This window comes from Natronomonas amylolytica (genome assembly GCF_037031205.1).
GTDB classification, from domain to species: Archaea; Halobacteriota; Halobacteria; order Halobacteriales; family Haloarculaceae; genus Natronomonas; species Natronomonas amylolytica.
The window spans coordinates 351,984-368,339 of the sequence record NZ_JAYEZM010000002.1 but is presented as its reverse complement, the minus strand read 5'-3'; the positions used below and the strand labels follow the sequence as shown (position 1 = coordinate 368,339).

The 16,356-nt window shown below is 66.1% G+C and carries 17 protein-coding genes; 12 read left to right on the top strand and 5 right to left on the bottom strand.

The window, feature by feature from the left end; genetic code table 11:
- Positions 1-458: 458 nt before the first annotated feature.
- Positions 459-1,436 (bottom strand): replication factor C small subunit, encoded by a 978-nt coding sequence (locus U5914_RS04875; RefSeq protein ID WP_336134591.1) that lies wholly within the window; start codon positions 1,434-1,436, stop codon positions 459-461.
- 114 nt (positions 1,437-1,550) lie between these two features.
- On the opposite strand from U5914_RS04875, the gene samp2 reads away from it, so the two are divergent.
- Together samp2 and U5914_RS04865 are read left to right on the top strand one after the other, a co-directional pair.
- Positions 1,551-1,751: a ubiquitin-like small modifier protein SAMP2 gene (gene samp2, locus U5914_RS04870; protein WP_336134589.1), complete on the top strand. Its 201-nt coding sequence runs from the start codon at positions 1,551-1,553 to the stop codon at positions 1,749-1,751.
- The gene (locus U5914_RS04865; RefSeq protein WP_336134587.1) at positions 1,748-2,095 is read left to right on the top strand and encodes a GNAT family N-acetyltransferase; all 348 of its coding nucleotides are present in this window, start codon (positions 1,748-1,750) and stop codon (positions 2,093-2,095) included. The genes samp2 and U5914_RS04865 overlap by 4 nt, the downstream gene beginning before the upstream one ends.
- A gap of 22 nt (positions 2,096-2,117) precedes the next feature.
- On the opposite strand, the gene U5914_RS04860 is transcribed toward U5914_RS04865, so the two are convergent.
- The gene (locus U5914_RS04860; protein ID WP_336134586.1) at positions 2,118-3,494 is read right to left on the bottom strand and encodes a phosphoglucomutase/phosphomannomutase family protein; all 1,377 of its coding nucleotides are present in this window, start codon (positions 3,492-3,494) and stop codon (positions 2,118-2,120) included.
- Positions 3,495-3,587: 93 nt separating this feature from the next.
- On the opposite strand from U5914_RS04860, the gene U5914_RS04855 reads away from it, so the two are divergent.
- The gene (locus tag U5914_RS04855) at positions 3,588-4,586 is read left to right on the top strand and encodes an AAA family ATPase (RefSeq protein ID WP_336134585.1); all 999 of its coding nucleotides are present in this window, start codon (positions 3,588-3,590) and stop codon (positions 4,584-4,586) included.
- Positions 4,587-4,588: 2 nt separating this feature from the next.
- Complete coding sequence (locus U5914_RS04850; protein WP_336134583.1) at positions 4,589-5,086, top strand: protein-tyrosine phosphatase family protein; 498 nt, start codon at positions 4,589-4,591, stop codon at positions 5,084-5,086.
- A 4-nt stretch (positions 5,087-5,090) separates the two neighbouring features.
- Here the strand turns inward: U5914_RS04850 and U5914_RS04845 are convergent, their stop codons facing one another.
- Positions 5,091-6,035, bottom strand: a complete 945-nt coding sequence (locus U5914_RS04845) for a methyltransferase domain-containing protein (RefSeq protein ID WP_418766743.1) — start codon at positions 6,033-6,035, stop codon at positions 5,091-5,093.
- A 124-nt stretch (positions 6,036-6,159) separates the two neighbouring features.
- Between U5914_RS04845 and U5914_RS04840 the strand changes: the two genes are divergently transcribed.
- A complete protein-coding gene (locus U5914_RS04840; RefSeq protein WP_336134579.1) occupies positions 6,160-6,723 on the top strand; it encodes a TATA-box-binding protein in 564 nt (187 codons plus the stop codon).
- Between the two features lie 36 nt (positions 6,724-6,759).
- On the top strand, positions 6,760-7,110 hold the full coding sequence (locus tag U5914_RS04835; protein WP_336134577.1) for a DUF7473 family protein: 351 nt from the start codon (positions 6,760-6,762) through the stop codon (positions 7,108-7,110).
- A gap of 181 nt (positions 7,111-7,291) precedes the next feature.
- Here U5914_RS04835 and hisG read toward each other — a convergent pair whose 3' ends face one another.
- Both hisG and U5914_RS04825 read right to left on the bottom strand, forming a co-directional pair.
- Complete coding sequence (hisG, locus tag U5914_RS04830) at positions 7,292-8,149, bottom strand: ATP phosphoribosyltransferase (protein WP_336134575.1); 858 nt, start codon at positions 8,147-8,149, stop codon at positions 7,292-7,294.
- Positions 8,150-8,209: 60 nt separating this feature from the next.
- The gene (locus U5914_RS04825) at positions 8,210-8,593 is read right to left on the bottom strand and encodes a hypothetical protein (protein WP_336134574.1); all 384 of its coding nucleotides are present in this window, start codon (positions 8,591-8,593) and stop codon (positions 8,210-8,212) included.
- A 108-nt stretch (positions 8,594-8,701) separates the two neighbouring features.
- On the opposite strand from U5914_RS04825, the gene U5914_RS04820 reads away from it, so the two are divergent.
- The 6 genes from U5914_RS04820 (at position 8,702) to U5914_RS04795 (ending at position 16,278) form a co-directional block, all read left to right on the top strand.
- On the top strand, positions 8,702-10,000 hold the full coding sequence (locus tag U5914_RS04820) for an amidohydrolase (RefSeq protein ID WP_336134573.1): 1,299 nt from the start codon (positions 8,702-8,704) through the stop codon (positions 9,998-10,000).
- Positions 10,001-10,134: 134 nt separating this feature from the next.
- Positions 10,135-10,944, top strand: coding sequence for a hypothetical protein (locus U5914_RS04815; RefSeq protein WP_336134572.1), 810 nt, complete (start codon positions 10,135-10,137; stop codon positions 10,942-10,944).
- Between the two features lie 126 nt (positions 10,945-11,070).
- Positions 11,071-12,351: an adenosylhomocysteinase gene (locus U5914_RS04810; protein WP_336134570.1), complete on the top strand. Its 1,281-nt coding sequence runs from the start codon at positions 11,071-11,073 to the stop codon at positions 12,349-12,351.
- A gap of 107 nt (positions 12,352-12,458) precedes the next feature.
- A complete protein-coding gene (locus tag U5914_RS04805) occupies positions 12,459-12,653 on the top strand; it encodes a DUF7511 domain-containing protein (RefSeq protein ID WP_336134568.1) in 195 nt (64 codons plus the stop codon).
- 239 nt (positions 12,654-12,892) lie between these two features.
- Complete coding sequence (gene pheS, locus U5914_RS04800; protein ID WP_336134566.1) at positions 12,893-14,413, top strand: phenylalanine--tRNA ligase subunit alpha; 1,521 nt, start codon at positions 12,893-12,895, stop codon at positions 14,411-14,413.
- Entirely contained in the window at positions 14,413-16,278 is a 1,866-nt protein-coding gene (locus U5914_RS04795; RefSeq protein ID WP_336134564.1) for a tRNA ligase subunit PheS family protein, read from the top strand. The genes pheS and U5914_RS04795 overlap by 1 nt, the downstream gene beginning before the upstream one ends.
- Positions 16,279-16,356 lie beyond the last annotated feature (78 nt).

The following is a 16,356-nucleotide window of genomic DNA, read 5'->3' as shown; positions in this document are numbered from 1 at the left end:
TTAGTATATAAACTACAGAAGCAGCAATAAGATTTATATATAATAAGAAGATAGCGAATATTTCTGGATGGTCGAGAGAGGCCTTGAAAAGTATGAAAATAGCAATTTCGACAATATACAAAAAGAAGGGAAGCGTGAAGGGAAGGAAGGATTTTATACAGATATTATTCCCAAGATTAAGCGAGCCGCCTCGCTTCAGGGACGCCCGTGCCGAGTCCCGTCACTCTCGACACGGGAGAGAACCATGTTGACTGAGACCGCCTGACGGGTCATTTAGTGAGGATTATTCCTCTACGATTATAATAGTACAGGACGCGCCCGCCAGATTACAGAATATAGGTCGTGAATAATATCGCCTCAGCACACCTATGAGCAGTCCAAATTTTTCGCCATACCATCTCCCGATTTACACGTTCGTCAACCGGTATTGATCGAAACGAGAATCCCAGCAGTTGTCGCTATTCGTCGTCCAACGCCAGCGACGCCAACAGCGCCTCCAGTTGCACCTGCTCGTTCGCACCGGCCGTAATCCGGTAGTCGGCCTCGCCGACACGTTCCATCAGGCGGACGGCCTCCCGTTCCGAGAGGTCGAACTCCCAGACCGAGCGGTGCATCTGGTCGATGATGTCGCCGCCGGCGATTCCGACGTCGCGCAGGAGCGTATCGAGTTGGGAGCGGGCGGCGGTGAAATCGCCGTCCATCGCCTTCGAGACCATCTCCTCGATTTCCTCGGGGCGCGCGGTGGAGGTGATGGTATACACCGACTCCTCGTCGACGACCCCGCCCATGACGGCGGCGGCCTGCAGGCCGTTGATGGCCTTCCGCATGTCGCCGTCGGCGGCGTAGACGAGTGCGTCGACGGCGTCGTCGGTCATTTCGATGCCCTCCTCGTCGGCGATGATGCGAATCTGCTCCTCGACGGCGTCGTCGCCGAGCGGCGAGAAACGAAAGACGGCACACCGCGACTGGATGGGGTCGATAATCTGACTGGAGTAGTTACACGAGAGGATAAAGCGAGTGTTGTCGGAGAACTGCTCCATCGTCCGGCGCAAGGCCGACTGGGCGTCGGAGGTGAGGGCGTCGGCCTCGTCGAGGAAGATGATGCGGTGGTCGTAGCCGCCGAACGAGGCGCGGGCGAAGCTCTTGATGCGGTCCCGGACCACGTCGATACCGCGCTGGTCGGAGGCGTTCAACTCGAGGAAGTTCTCCCGCCAGTCGTCGCCGTAGACCTCCTTGGCGATGGCGACCGCGGAGGTCGTCTTCCCGACGCCGGCCGGGCCCGCAAATAGAAGATGCGGCAAATCTTGCTGTTTTATGTACTCCTTCAGGCGCTGGGTGATCGACTCGTGGCCGACGACCTCGTCGAGCGTCTGCGGACGGTACTTTTCGATCCAGATTTCCCGCCCGTGGTCGGTTTCGGCGGCAGCCTCGCTCATGCCCGAACGGAGTGGACCGCCGGCCATAAACCTCCCGAGACGCCCACACCGGCGGGCCGCGCTCGACCCGCCCGGAACGGCACGCTGAAATCCCTCCACCCGCTTTCCTCGCGTATGCACGTCACCTGTGAGGTCGTCGGCGAGGAGACCCACGACCTCGAACTGGAGTCCGGGGCGACCTACGGCGACGTCCTCGATGCGGTCGGCCTCTCCAGCCACGAGGCCTCCGTGCTCGTCGACGGCAGCCCCGTCCCCGAGGACCGGATGGTCGACGCCGAGTCGGTGCGCGTCCTGCGGCTTATAAAGGGCGGATGACCGACGTTCGCGTCGCAACAGCGGACGATGAATCGACCGTCCGGAGCATCTGCAACGCCGCGATGCTGGAAGTCCCCGAGGCGGCCGTCCGTGAGGGGACCACACAGGTCGCCGTCGACGATGACCGAATCCTCGGCGCGCTGGTACTCGACGGTCAGGAAATCGAGGCCGTCGCCGTTCGACCGGGACGTCGCGGACAGGGTATCGGCACCGCGCTCGTCGAGGCCGCCGCGGAGCGGCGAGACGAACTGACTGCCGGGTTCGACCCCGGCGTTCGGCCGTTCTACGAGAAACTGGGGTTCGAGGTGGAGTGTGAGGACGGGCGGTGTCGGGGGGTCGTTTAAATAGTCAGCCGGCGGAGCGGGTTTATATTAAAGGCTGAACCAGCTCCCGACCCGCCTCCAGCAGTTCCTCGACCCGCTCGCGACTCTCGGCTTCGGCGTAGACCCGGAGTTTCGGTTCGGTGCCGCTTGGCCGGACGAGCAACCACGACCCGTCGTCGAGTACCATCTTGAAGCCGTCAGTATCGTTCACCGACTCGATTTCGACGCCAGCGACGCGGTCCGGAAGGCTCCCGTCGAGGCTGTCGATGACGGCCGCCTTCCGCTCGTCGGGGCAGTCGACGCTGATGCGGTCCTGTGCGATGTCGCCGTAGGTCTCGCGGAGTCGGTCGAGGCGGTCGTCCAGCGGTTCTTCGCTGTGGGCCGCGGCCACCAGCAGCGCGACGAGAACGCCGTCCTTGTTTCGGAGGTGGTCGCTGACGCCGAACCCGCCCGACTCCTCACCACCCATAAGGGCGTCGTGGTCGGCCATCGCCTCGGCGACCCACTTGAAGCCGACCGGCGTCTCGTGGACGTCGTGGCCGTGGGCCGACGCGACGCGGTCGACGAGGTAGGTCGTCGAGACGGTGCGGACGGCGTCGCCGTCGAGGACGTCCGCGTCGAGGAGGCTGTCGTACAGCGCGACGTAGACCCAGTTCGGGTCGACGAAGCCGCGTTCGGGCGTGACGACGCCGATTCGGTCCGAGTCGCCGTCGTTGGCGATTCCGAGGCCGGCCTCGCCGTCGGCGACCCGTTCTTCGAGGTCCCGCAGGCGGGCGGCGGAGGGCTCCGGCGACCCACCGCCGAACTCGGGGTCGCGCTCCGAACGGAGGCGTGTCACGTCTGCGCCCGCGCGTGCGATGAGTTCGTCGGTGACGCCGCGGCCGCTGCCGTGCATGGCGTCGTGGGCGACGGTCAGCCCCGAGAGGTCCGCCTCGACGAAGTCGAGGGCGTGGTCGAGATACGCGTCGATGAAGTCCGTCTCGGTGACGGTTCCCCACTCTGATTCGGGAAGCGGGTCGGGTTCCCGGAGGTTGTCGGCCAGTCGGTCGGTGACGGCCGGCATGGCGGGCGCGCCGTCCTCGGGGATGAACTTGATACCGTTGTAGTTGGCGGGGTTGTGGCTCGCGGTCACCTGCAGGGCGCCGGCGAGGTCGCGGTCCGTGACCGTCCACGCGACCACGGGCGTCGGCGTGTCGCGGTCCGGGATGAGGGCGTCGAAGCCGTTGGCACAGAGGACGCGACAGAGTTCCTCGGCGGCATTGCGGGAGCCCTCGCGGGGGTCGTAGCCGACCGCGACCGGCCCCGGGATATCGCGTTCCTGCAGGTAGTCGGCGACGGCCTGACCGACCGCACGGATGCGGGGGGTCGTGAACTCCTCGCGGGTCGTCCGCCAGCCGTCGGTCCCGAACTCGATGTCCATGAAGACAAATCGGCGGGCGCGAGTAAAAAGACCGGTCCTCGCGGGCGGCGGGAAGGGGGACGCTTTTGAACTCCGGGGCGATACGATACGGCAATGGACGCGCCGCTGTGGACGGAGGAATACGCCCCCGACATCTCGGAGTTGCCGCAGGCCGAGGCCCGCGACCACCTCCGCCGTGCCGTCGAGGAGCCGATGAACCTCGTCGTCTTCGGCCCCCGCGGCGTCGGCAAGACCGCCGCCGTCGGCGCGCTCGCCGAGGCGACCCACGCCGACCCCGACAACGACTTCGTCGTCATCAACGTCGCCGACTTCTTCGGCCGCACGAAAAAGGAGATCAAGAACGACCCCCGATTCGCACACTTTCTGGAGGGTCGCTCGCAACTCTCCAAGCGGGACATGATAAACCACGTCCTCAAGGAACAGGCCTCATACCAGCCGGTCTCAGGCGATTTCCGGACGATCCTGCTGGACAACGCCGAGGCCATCCGCGAGGACTTCCAGCAGTCGCTGCGCCGGGTGATGGAACAGCACTACGAGGCGACGCAGTTCGTCATCGCCACGCGCCAGCCATCGAAGCTCATCCCGCCCATCGAATCCCGCTGTTTCCCGGTACCGATGCGGGCACCGACCCACGACGAGACCGTCGAGGTGCTGGAGACCATCGTCGAACGCGAGGGCGTCGAGTACGACGCCGACGGCCTCGAATACGTCGCTGGCTACGGCGACGGCGACCTCCGAAAGGCCATCCTCGGCGCCCAGACCGCCCACGAGGAGGCCGGCGAGGTGACGATGCAGGCCGCCTACGACGCGCTGGGCGACGTGGGCATGCGGGACGAACTGGAATCCATCCTCGCCGACGCCGAATCGGGCGACTTCGAGGACGCCCGGAGCGGCCTCGACGACCTGCTGTACGACGAGGGCTTCGCCGGCAACGAGATTCTGCGGGAGTTGCTCGCGGCGGCCCGGAGCCGCTACGATGGCCGCGAACTCGCCGAGATTCACGAACTGGCGGGCGAAATCGACCTCGAGATGTCCGAGGGGACCTCCGATAGGGTCCACCTCGGCCGCCTGCTCGCGGAACTCGGGCGATAGCGATGACGAACCTCGCGCCCGTCGCCCCCGACGCGCCCGTCTTCGGCGTCTGTCGCCCCCGATACGCCGACGGCGGCCTCGGTTCGTGGCTCGATGCCCTCGACGAGGCGGGTATCGGCCGGGTCGTCTGTTTGCTCTCGGAGGCCGAAGCCAACGAGTACGGCGTCCCCGAGGCCTACGCCGACCGTTTCGAGACGCGACACACCCCACTTCCAGCCGACGGATTGCCAGACGACGAGGCCCTCGATGCGGCCGTCGAGGCGGTCCGGATGGGCAACTATGCCGGCAAGCGCGTGGCGATTCACTGCGACGACGGCCTCGGTCGGACGGGGCTTGTCGCCGCGGCGTGGCTGACCCGGTATCACGGCTACGGCCCGATGGAGGCCATCGACGTCGTCGCGGCGTCCGGGCGGGCGCCGCGGGCGACGCTGCCCGACGACGTGACGGACGAGCGGTTGCGTGACCTGTTGCGGACCGAAGACGAGGCCGACGAGGAGTAGCCGTTTATATTAGTACGTGGACGTACCGGACCAGCGAGCGGTGGACGCGCCGGTCAAACCGGGATTCGACGGTCCAGCCAGCGGCCTCGGCCGCGTCGTTCCACGGCCGGTCGGCGACCAGCACCGCCCGCGGGGCGACCCGCCGGACCTCCGCGAGGGCGTCGCCGACCAACTCCTCCAGCGAAACGCTCTCGATTTTCGACTGCCGGCCGTAGGGTGCGTCGAAGACCACTCCATCGAAACGGTCGTCGGCGAAGGGCAACCGCGTCGCATCGGCACGGACGACCTCGCCGCCGTCCAGATAGTGGTCGAGGTTTTGCCGGGCCCCGCGGACCATCTTCTCCTGTGCATCGACGCCCACCACGTCGCTGCCGGCGAGGCCGGCTTCCACGAGGATGCCGCCGGTTCCGCACATCGGGTCCAGCAGGCGGGTGTCGGGGCCGGCGCCGGCGATGTTCGCCAGCGCGCGGGCGTCCATCGGGTCCATGCTGCCGGGCTGGAAGAAGGGCTTGTCGGTGGGCTGTCGGTCGCCGAAATCCCGCGTCGTCTCGCACTCGAGCCAGCCGAGGGCAGCGGTCTCCGAAAAGAGGACGACGAGCGTGTGGTCGGGGTCGTCGAGGTCGACGTCGAATCCCCGGTCGACCAGCACGCTTCCGAGGCGGCGCTCGGCAGCCTGTGTGTCGATGTCGGTGCGGCCGCGGACGTCGCGGGCGCGGACGGCAACCGTGCCTTGACGGTCCGTTGAGGCGGCCGTCAATAGGGCGACCGCATCCTCGATTGCGGGCTCGCAGGTGCCGACGAGTCGACAGACGCGGCGCGTGTAGGCCAGCGTCTCGGCCCGACGGACGCCGCGGGCGGTCGCGAGGCCCGGTGCCAGCAACTCGACGTCGGAGCCGCGGCTGGCGGCCTCCCGAAGCGCGAAGGCGTCGTCGTCGCCGGCTAGCTCCAGCAGATACACGGCCGAACGTGGCCGTCGCCCGCAGATAAACGGCGCGGTCATCACTCGCTTGTGCGACCTGTCAGAAACGACCACGTACATTTATAAACCTTAAATACGTGCTTTAAGTCGAATCATGCAGGACCCCAAGGAGACTATCAATATCGAGAACGTCGTCGCGTCGACGGGGATCGGTCAGGAACTCGACCTCCAGAGCGTCGCGATGGACCTCGAGGGTGCCGACTACGACCCCGAGCAGTTCCCGGGCCTCGTCTACCGGACGCAGGAGCCGAAATCGGCGGCACTCATCTTCCGCTCCGGCAAGATCGTCTGTACCGGCGCGAAGTCCACCGACGACGTCCACGAGTCGCTCCGTATCGTCTTCGACAAGCTCCGCGACCTCGAGATTCAGGTCGACGAGGACCCCGAAATCGTCGTCCAGAACATCGTCACGAGCGCGGACCTCGGCCGCAATCTCAACCTCAACGCTATCGCTATCGGTCTCGGTCTCGAGAACATCGAGTACGAACCCGAGCAGTTCCCCGGTCTCGTCTACCGTCTCGACGACCCCGACGTCGTCGCGCTGCTGTTCGGCTCCGGGAAACTCGTCATCACGGGCGGCAAGAAGCCCGAGGACGCCGAGGAAGCCGTCGACAAAATCGTCTCGCGGCTGGAAGAACTCGGTCTGCTGGACGGATAGCGACACCTACTCCCGTCGCCGCATCGTAGCCGAGATATGCTCCCGTTGCAGGCCGACCTCGTCGGCGGCGGCCCGCTCGCGCTCGCCGTCACGTTCGTACTGGCCGCGCTTTTCTATGCGGTCACGCTTCATCTCGCAGCGCTGTGGGTACTCGGCGACGAGCCACACCAGCGGGCCGTCGCCGTCTCCCCGGTCCCCGCGGCCGTCTCGATGCTCCTCGGAGCCGCCGAACCGCTCGTCGTCGCGGTCTTCGCCTTCCTCGCCACGCTGGTGGCCGTCCGCTACGTCTACAAGCTGACGACGAAGGGCGCGGCCCTGCTGACGACGTTCCACTTCGCCATCGCCGTCATCCTCGGGCTCGCGCTCCGGAACCTCCTGTTCAGGTAACACGATGATACCTAAAATGTTAGCCGACACTCCTTTTATTCAGGAGAGTTTACTGTGAAACGCTGGTCGGGTCCGTCATCCATTGACATGCGTCCCCCACCCCACCGCCGCGACGGCCTACCAGCGCTCGGGGTATCCCCCACTCTCCCCACCCCCGTTTTCGACCACCCGGCAGCCCCGCTTAGGGGACCAGTCGCTCGATTTCGGTGACGAGGATGTCGCTTGCGCCGGCCTGTTTCAACTCCGGAACCACCTCGAAGACCTCCCGCTCGTCGACGACGACGTGGACCGCGACGACGGATTCGTCCTCGGCGTCGCCGGCCACGTCCATGACCGTCGGCCCGCCCATCCCCGGGATGACCTCGCGGACGTCATCGAGGGCGTCGGTCGGGACGTTCATCATCAGGTAGCGTTTGTCCTCGGCGTCGAGCACCGACCGGAAGGCGGTTCGGACCTGTTCGACCTTCGGGTCGTCGGCGACGTCCGGGTGGGCAAAGAGGCGAACCGACGACTCCAGCACCTCGTCGACGATTTCGAGGCGGTTCATCCGGAGGGTCGTCCCCGTCGAGGTGATGTCGACGATGGCGTCGGCGATGTCGACGTGCGGCGTCAGTTCGGTCGCCCCCGAGACCTCGACGATGTCCGGCTGAAAGCCCAACTCCTCGAAATAGGCCTCGGTGATGTTGGGAAACTCGGTGGCGACGGTGCCGCCGGTGAGTTCCTGTGGGCTCTGGACGCCGCCGTCCTCCGGCGAGGCGAGGACGAGCCGACAGCTTCCGAACTCCAGATCGAGCAGGTCCACGAGGTCGACGTCGGATTCCTCGGCCTGGTCGAGGCCGGTGATACCGAGCGCCGCGGCGCCGTCGGCGACGTACTCGGGGATGTCGGCCGCGCGGGCGAAAAGCAGCGACACGTCGGGGTCGACGGTGTCGGCGTAGAGTTTCCGGTCGGCGCCGTCCTTGACGTGCAGACCGGCGCGTTCGAGCAAATCGAGTGCTGGCTCGTGAAGGCGCCCCTTGTTGGGCACGGCGATGCGCATACCCCCGCTTGTGGCGGGCGGGCCTTTGCCCTATCGGACGCTGTCGGATGGGCCTTTACCCTATCGGACGCCGCCGAACCGCCCGCGGAGGGCGTCGGCGACGTAGCCGACACCCGCGACGATGAAGGTCGCCAGCGACAGGACGAACAGTCCGACGGCGGTTTCTTCGAGCGGTAACGCCGCCAGCGAGGCCGTGAGTCCGGCATCGGTTCCGGCCATCCCCACGACCAGCAGATGGAAGACGAACACGAACAGGAAGCCGCCGAAGGAGGCGAAGCCGGCGGCGACGCCGTAGTGCAACAGCTCGACGCCGACGGCGTCATCAGCGGACACCGTCCCGGCGTGGAGGCGAGGTGCGTGTCGGTACCACAGGAAGCTACCGAGGAAGAAGACCCCGGCGAACCCCGAAAGGAGGAGGGCTACCACGACTAAAAGCGGGCGCATACAGCCGTTTCCCGTCAGGCATTCAAAAAGCCCAGACCCCGTTTACCGAGCGTGAAAACGCGCCGGCGTGTCGGCAGTTTCAACCACCCGCTGGGCCTACGGCCGCCCATGAGTACGCTGGGAATCACCGGCGGACGCGTCCTGTTGCCCGATTGCTCGATTCGCGAGGCGGACGTGCTCGCCGACCGCGACACCGGCCGCATCGCCGATATCGGCGACGACACCGGCGGTGAGGCCGACGAGACGCTCGATGCCGACGGCTCGCTCGTCGTGCCGGGACTGGTCAACACGCACTGTCACGCCGCGATGACGCTGTTGCGGGGCTACGCCGACGACAAGCCGCTCGATGCGTGGCTGCAGGAGGACATCTGGCCCGTCGAAGGCGCCTTCGACCCCGAAGACGTCCGCGCGGGCGCACGCCTCGGCGCCGTCGAGATGATACGCAACGGCGTCACGAGCGTCGGCGACATGTACTTCCACGTTCCAGAGGTCGTCGCCGCCTTCGATGCGGCCGGCCTCCGGGCCCGCGTCGGCCACGGCATCGTCACCGTCGGCAAAGAGGAGGCCGACGCCCGCGCCGACTTCGAGGAGGGCCTCGCGGTCGCCCGCGAACTCAACGGCGCCGCCGACGGTCGCGTCAAGACGGCGCTGATGCCCCACTCGCTGACGACGGTCGACGCCGAGTTGCTGGAGACATACGTCGACCGCGCGCGCGATGAGGGAATTCCCCTGCATTACCACGCCAACGAAACCGAAGACGAGGTCAGCCCCATCGTCGAGGAACGCGGCGTCCGCCCCCTCGAGTTCGCCGACGACCTCGGGATGCTCGGCGCCGACGACTTCATCGCCCACGGCGTCCACGTCGACGAGACCGAAATCGAGTTACTGGCCGACCGCGGGGCCGGCGTCGCCCACTGTCCGGCCTCGAACATGAAACTCGCCAGCGGCATCGCGCCCGTCCAAGCGATGCTGGATGCGGGTGTCACCGTCGGCATCGGCACCGACGGCCCCGCCTCGAACAACGACCTCGACGTCTTCGACGAGGTTCGGGACGCCGCGATGGTCGGCAAACTCGCCGCCGAGGACGCCAGCGCCGTCGCCGCCCCGGACGTCGTCCACGCGGCGACCACCGGCGGCGCCGAAGTACTGGGCTTCGATGCCGGCCGCATCGAGGAGGGCGCCCTCGCGGATTTCGCGGTCATCGACCTCGACGCCCCACATCTCACCCCCGAAAACGACCTCGTCTCTCACCTCGCCTACGCCGTCCGCGGCAGCGACGTCCGCCACACCGTCGTCGGCGGCGAGGTGCTGATGGCGGACCGCGAGGTCCGGACGCTGGAAGTCGACCCCGTCCGACGGGAGGCCCAGCGGCACGCGACCGAAGCAATCGACCGCGCATCCCAGTGACGGATTAAACGACCAGAGACGTTTCTAAACGTTATAACGGTTTTTGATCCATTTACTTCCCAGTTACAGACGTCCCTGAACCGACTGAACGGGAGACCCCCTTTATCCGTATCTCGCGTCACCAACCGAGTGAGATGAGCTCGAATACAAGACTCGTCGCGATTGCCCTGTCGGCGCTGATGGTCCTGTCGGTCGTGGGCCCCGGCGTCGCGATGGCGCAGACGCAGAACGACGCAGGCAACCTGAGCGTCGACGTGACACAGGACGGCGAGAACGCCGTCGTGACGGTCACCGACGAAAACAGTACCGTCGAGGGTGCGAACGTGACGGTAACGCAGGAGGATACCGTCGACGATAGCGAGGAAGAGGACAACGAAACTGAGAACGACACGGACTCCGATCTGGACAACGAGACCGAAGACGAGGACTACACCTACAACGGCACGGGCACGTACACGACCGATTCCAACGGAACGGTCGAGCTCCCCGCGCCTGAACAGGGCGTCCGACTGACCATTACCGCCGAGGACGGCAACGAGTCGACGACGGTGTCGGTCACGTTGACCGGCTCTGAGGACAACGTCGTGCCGTTCGGTCAGCGCGTCTCGATGTTCATCCACCAGCTCGTGCAGGACGACAACACGACGAACATCGGCCAGTCCGTCTCCGAGTTCGTCCGCGAGCACAACCCCGGTAACGCACCGGAAAGCGCCGGCCCGCCCGAGCACGCTGGCCCGTCCGACAACAAGACCCAGGGCCCGCCCGAGAACAAGACCCAAGGCCCGCCTGCGGACGCCGGTCCTGACGGCGAGCACGGCCCCGCCGACAACAAGACGCAGGGTCCGCCCGCTGACGCCGGCCCCGACAGCGACGAGGACGACGAGAAAGAACGCGGCGGACCGGACAACGCTGGCCCCAGCAACGGTAACGGCCCCAACAACTGACGACCCGTAGCCGTTCCCCACGCTCCCCTCTCTTTTCGCGCGGGTTTCTTTTTCACAGGCTTCGTTCGAGAGCACCGAGAGGTATCGTTCGGTAGCGTTTTCCCGGCCACACCCCTCGTGGGAGGTATGAGTCACCCGACGATAACCGAACAGCTCAACGACCCGGACGAATCCCGGGCGTCGGGCCGCAAGAAGATCGAGTGGGCCCGCCAGCACATGCCCATCATGACCTCGCTGGCCGAGGAGTTCGCCGCCGAGCAACCGCTGGCCGGCGAGACGGTCGCGATGGCGATGCACGTCGAGGCCAAGACCGCCGTCCTGACCGAGGTGCTGGCGGAGGGCGGCGCGGACGTCGCCATCACCGGCTGTAACCCGCTGTCGACACACGACGACGTCAGCGCCGCGCTGGACGCCACGGACGGCATCACCTCGTATGCGAAACACGACGTCGACGACGACGAGTATTACAGCGCCATCGAGGCGACCATCGGCCACGACCCGACGATTACGGTCGACGACGGCGGCGACCTCGTGATGGCCATCCACGAGGACTACCCCGAACTCATCGACTCCATCGTCGGCGGCTGCGAGGAGACGACCACGGGCGTCCACCGCCTGCGCTCGATGGACGACGACGGCGAGTTGAAGTACCCGATGTTCGCCGTCAACGACACGCCGATGAAACGACTGTTCGACAACGTCCACGGCACGGGCGAGGCCACGCTGTCGAACATCGCCATGACGACGAACCTCTCCTTTGCGAGCAAGAACATCGTCGTCGCCGGCTACGGCTACTGTGGCCGCGGCGTCGCCAAGAAGGCCGCCGGCCAGAACGCCAACGTCATCGTCACCGAAATCGAGCCCCGGCGGGCCCTGGAGGCCCACATGGAGGGCTACGAGGTCTGTTCGATGGACGAGGCCGCCGCGAAGGGCGACATCTTCGTGACGACGACGGGCAACCGCGACGTCATCACCAAGGAGCACTTCGAGCAGATGCAGGACGGCGTCGTCCTCGCCAACGCCGGGCACTTCAACGTCGAGATAAACCTCGAAGACCTCGATTCGCTGGCCGAGACGCGACAGGAAGTACGGGACGGCATCGAGGAGTTCCGCCTGTCCGACGGCCGCCGCATCAACGTCTTGGCCGACGGCCGCCTCGTCAACCTCGCCTCGCCCGTCGCGATGGGCCATCCCGTCGAGGTGATGGACCAGAGCTTCGGCGTCCAGGCCGTCAGCGTTCGCGAGTTGGTCGAGAACGGCGACGAGTACGGCCCCGGCGTCCACGAGGTGCCCGATGACCTCGACCGGGAGGTCGCCGAAATCAAACTCGCCGCCGAGGGCATCGACATCGACGAGCCGACCGACGAGCAGGTCGAGTACATGGAAAGCTGGCAACACGGGACATAGCGGCTCCGTTCATACCGTTTAAACCGTTTGTATCGCCCGATATCCGCCGTTTTGTTTGAACGCTATCCCCCGTTGAAGTGGCTCCCTCGGATAGGCTGGCAGACACGATGCCGACTCCCTATCCCGACATCGACGCCGACGGACGGATGCCCAGTCCGCTGGTCGATGCCCGCATCGAGGAGACCGCCTCGGGCGAAAAGCGGTGTATCATCTTCGACCGCGTGCCCGACGAGGACGGACGCATCGACCGCTGGATCGCCGCCGACGAAGGCTGGTTCGTCGACCTCCGCGATACCCGATAGCGGGCGAGTACCGTCGCTTGCGCCGAGGACAACGTTTTTGCCGGCGGCTGCCCTCCGGCCGAATATGGCATCCGAACCCGCCGCCGTCGGCACCGTTTCCGACCGCACTCGTACCCCCGGGTTCGGCTTTTTCTTCGCGGCGTAGACGCGGGTGGAGCCGGCCGGCCGCGCGCGGCCCCCGGTGAAACCCCGTCTTCGAGTCGGAACCGCTAACAGACAGACCCACGCATACCGCATCAATGAGACTACCCGAAACGCAGGTCGCGCTGCTGGAAGCCGCCAGCGCGACCGAGACGAAAACGGTCGCACAGCTCGCCGAGGAGCTCGGCGAGGACCCCGCCGCCGTCACCCGTGCCGCCTTCGAACTCGAAGACGACGGGCTGGTGGCGGTCGACGAACACGTCGCCGAGGACGTCAGCCTCACCGACGAAGGAGCCCAGTACCGCGAGGCAGGCCTGCCGGAACTCCGCCTCTACGAGGCGGCCATCGAGGCTGGCGCCGACGAGGCGGCCGTCGAAATGGGCCGACTCATCGGCGCCTCGGGGCTGGAGGGTCCGGAAGTCGACATCGCGCTGTCGAACTTCGCCCGGAAGGGCCTCGGAAACATCGAGAGCGGCGAGGTCGTCGCCGACACCGAGGGCGGCCCCGACGTCGACCCTGAGGAGGACCACGAGGAGCAGGCGCTGGAGGCCATCGCCGAGGACAACGCCGGCTACATCGACGCCGGCGTCCTCGATAGGCTGGAATCCCGCGGCCTCATCGAGCGCACCGAGACGACCGTCCGGTCGGTGACGCTGACCGACGAGGGCGTCACGGCGATGATGGAAGGCGTCGAGGTCGCCGAGACGGTCGGCGCGGTCACGCCCGAACTGCTCACCTCCGGCGAGTGGGAAGATGTGGAGTTCACCGAGTACAACGTCGAGGCCGACGCCGAAACGGTCCATGGCGGCAAGGAACACATCCTCCGGCAGACCGCCAACCGCGTCAAGGACGTGCTGGTCGGGATGGGCTTCCAGGAGATGGAAGGCCCCCACGCCGACGCGGAGTTCTGGATCAACGACTGCCTGTTCATGCCGCAGGACCACCCCGCCCGGACCCACTGGGACCAGTTCGCCTTAGACGTCCCGCCGATGGAGTCCATCCCCGAGGACCTGCTGGAACGCGTCGAGGACGCCCACCGCAACGGCGTCGGCGACGACGGCGACGGCTACCACTCGCCGTGGACGCCCGAGGTCGCCAAGCAGGTCGATTTGCGGGGTCACACTACCTCGCTGTCGATGCGGTACCTCTCCGGGTTCGCGCAAGGCGACCTCGAACCGCCCCAGCGATATTTCAGCGTCGAGAAGGTCTACCGCAACGACACCCTCGACCCGACCCACCTGCTGGAGTTCTTCCAGATAGAAGGGTGGGTCATGGCCGAGGACCTCTCGGTGCGCGACCTGATGGGGACCTTCACCGAGTTCTACGAGCAGTTCGGTATCACGGACATCGAGTTCAAGCCCCACTACAACCCCTACACGGAGCCGAGTTTCGAACTGTTCGGCAAGCACCCCGAAACCGGCGAACTCATCGAGATCGGCAACTCCGGCATCTTCCGCGAGGAGGTCGTGACGCCGCTGGGCGTCGAGTGTGACGTGATGGCGTGGGGCCTCGCCTTGGAGCGTCTGCTCATGCTGATGTACGGCTTCGAGGACATCCGCGACGTCCACGGGACGCTGTGTGACCTTGAGTTGCTGCGGAACGTGGAGGTGGTGCAGTAATGCCCGTCGTCGATGTCGACCCCGACGAACTCCGCCGACTGACCGGCCACGAGGACAAAAGCGACGAGGAACTGAAGGACGACCTCTTCGCGCTCGGCCTCGAGTTCGAGGACGAAACCGAGGACGGCGACTTCGAACTGGAGTTCGCGCCGGACCGACTGGACCGCCTCTCCGTGGAGGGCATCGCCCGCTCGCTCCGGTATCAGTACGGCGACGACCGGGGCGTCTACGTCCCGAACACGAACGACGCCGAGTGGACCATCGAAGTCGAGGACTCGGTCCCCGAGGAACGCCCCTACGTGACGGGCGCCATCGTCCGCGGCGCGGAACTCGACGAGGAGGAACTGGAGTCGCTCATCCAGTTGCAGGAGAAACTCCACGCGACGATGGGCCGCAAGCGCGCGAAGGGCGCCATCGGTGTCCACGACCTGACGATGCTCAAGCCCCTCGGCGAGGGCGACGAGAACAAGCGCATCGTCTACCGGGGAATCGACCCCGACGGCGACAGGTTCGTCCCGCTGGACGACGATGCCGAGCGGACGCCCGCCGAAGTCCTCGACGAACACCCCATCGGCGACGACTACGCGCCGCTGGTCGAGGATTTGGACCGCTATCCGGCCATCTACGACGCCATCGGCCTCTTCTCGTTCCCGCCGGTCATCAACGGCCAGCGGACCGAGGTCGAGGCCGGGTCCCGTGACCTCCTCATCGAGATGACGGGCACCGACCAGTGGACCATCGACAAGATGCTCAACATCGTCTGCTACGCGCTGGAAGCCCGTGGCGGACAAATCGAGGACGTCGAGGTCGAATACGCCGACGAAACCGTCGTTCGGCCCGACCTCAGCACGGCCACCAAGACGGTCTCCCACGACCGCATCGAGAGCCTGCTGGGCATCGATATCCCGGGCGAGGACGTCATCGACCTGCTGGAACGGGCCGGTCTCGACGCCGAGACGAACGACGACGAACTCGGTGGTTCCGACGCGCGCACACCCGACACCGCCAACACCGGCGGCGTCGAGGAGACGACCGAAATCGAGACCGTGCCCACGCGCGAACTCGAAGCCGAATCGGTGGCCGGCACCGCCGGCGAGGACGACGAGTCGAGCGGTCCCGACCCATCCGACGAACTCCTCTACGAGGTCGAGATTCCGCCCTACCGCGTCGACGTGCTCCACCCGCTGGATATCGTCGACGACATCGGCCGCGCCTACGGCTTCAACGACCTCGAACCCCGCTACCCGGACATCTCGACGGTCGGCGGCCGCCACGAGCGCTCGCGGCTGGAGGATGCCGCCCGCGACGCCCTGGTCGGCCTCGGCTTCGAGGACCTGCTGAACTTCCATCTGACCAACGAGGACGAACTGTTCGACCGGATGGGTCTCTCGTCCGGCGAGGACGCGCTGGGTGCCGAGGACGCGGTGACCATCACCGAACCGTACAGCGAGGATTATACCGTCGTCCGGACGTGGGCGCTGCCCTCGCTGATGATGGTCCTCGAGAACAACACCCATCGCGCGTACCCGCAGGACCTCGCGGAAATCGGCCTTGCGGCCCACGTCGACACCGACGAACCGACCAACGTCGCCGAACACCGCACCGTCGCCGGTGTCGTCGCGCGCACCGACGCCTCCTACGAGGACGCCAAGGCGCGCCTGCAGGCGATTGCGCGGGCGTTCGACAAGGACCTCGAAACGCCGCCGACGGCCCATCCGAGTTTCATCTCGGGCCGGACCGCCGAAGTGGTTCTCGACGGGGAGTCGGTCGGCGTTATCGGTGAGGTGCATCCGAAGGTGCTGGTCGAACACGACCTCGAAGTGCCGGTTTCCGGCTTCGAGTTCGAACTCGACGCCCTACGATAGGCTGGATTCTGGGATTATTTCTCATTCGCTGTTGTTTTATAAGTAAAGCGTGGCGACATCCCGACCGCAACCAGCCGG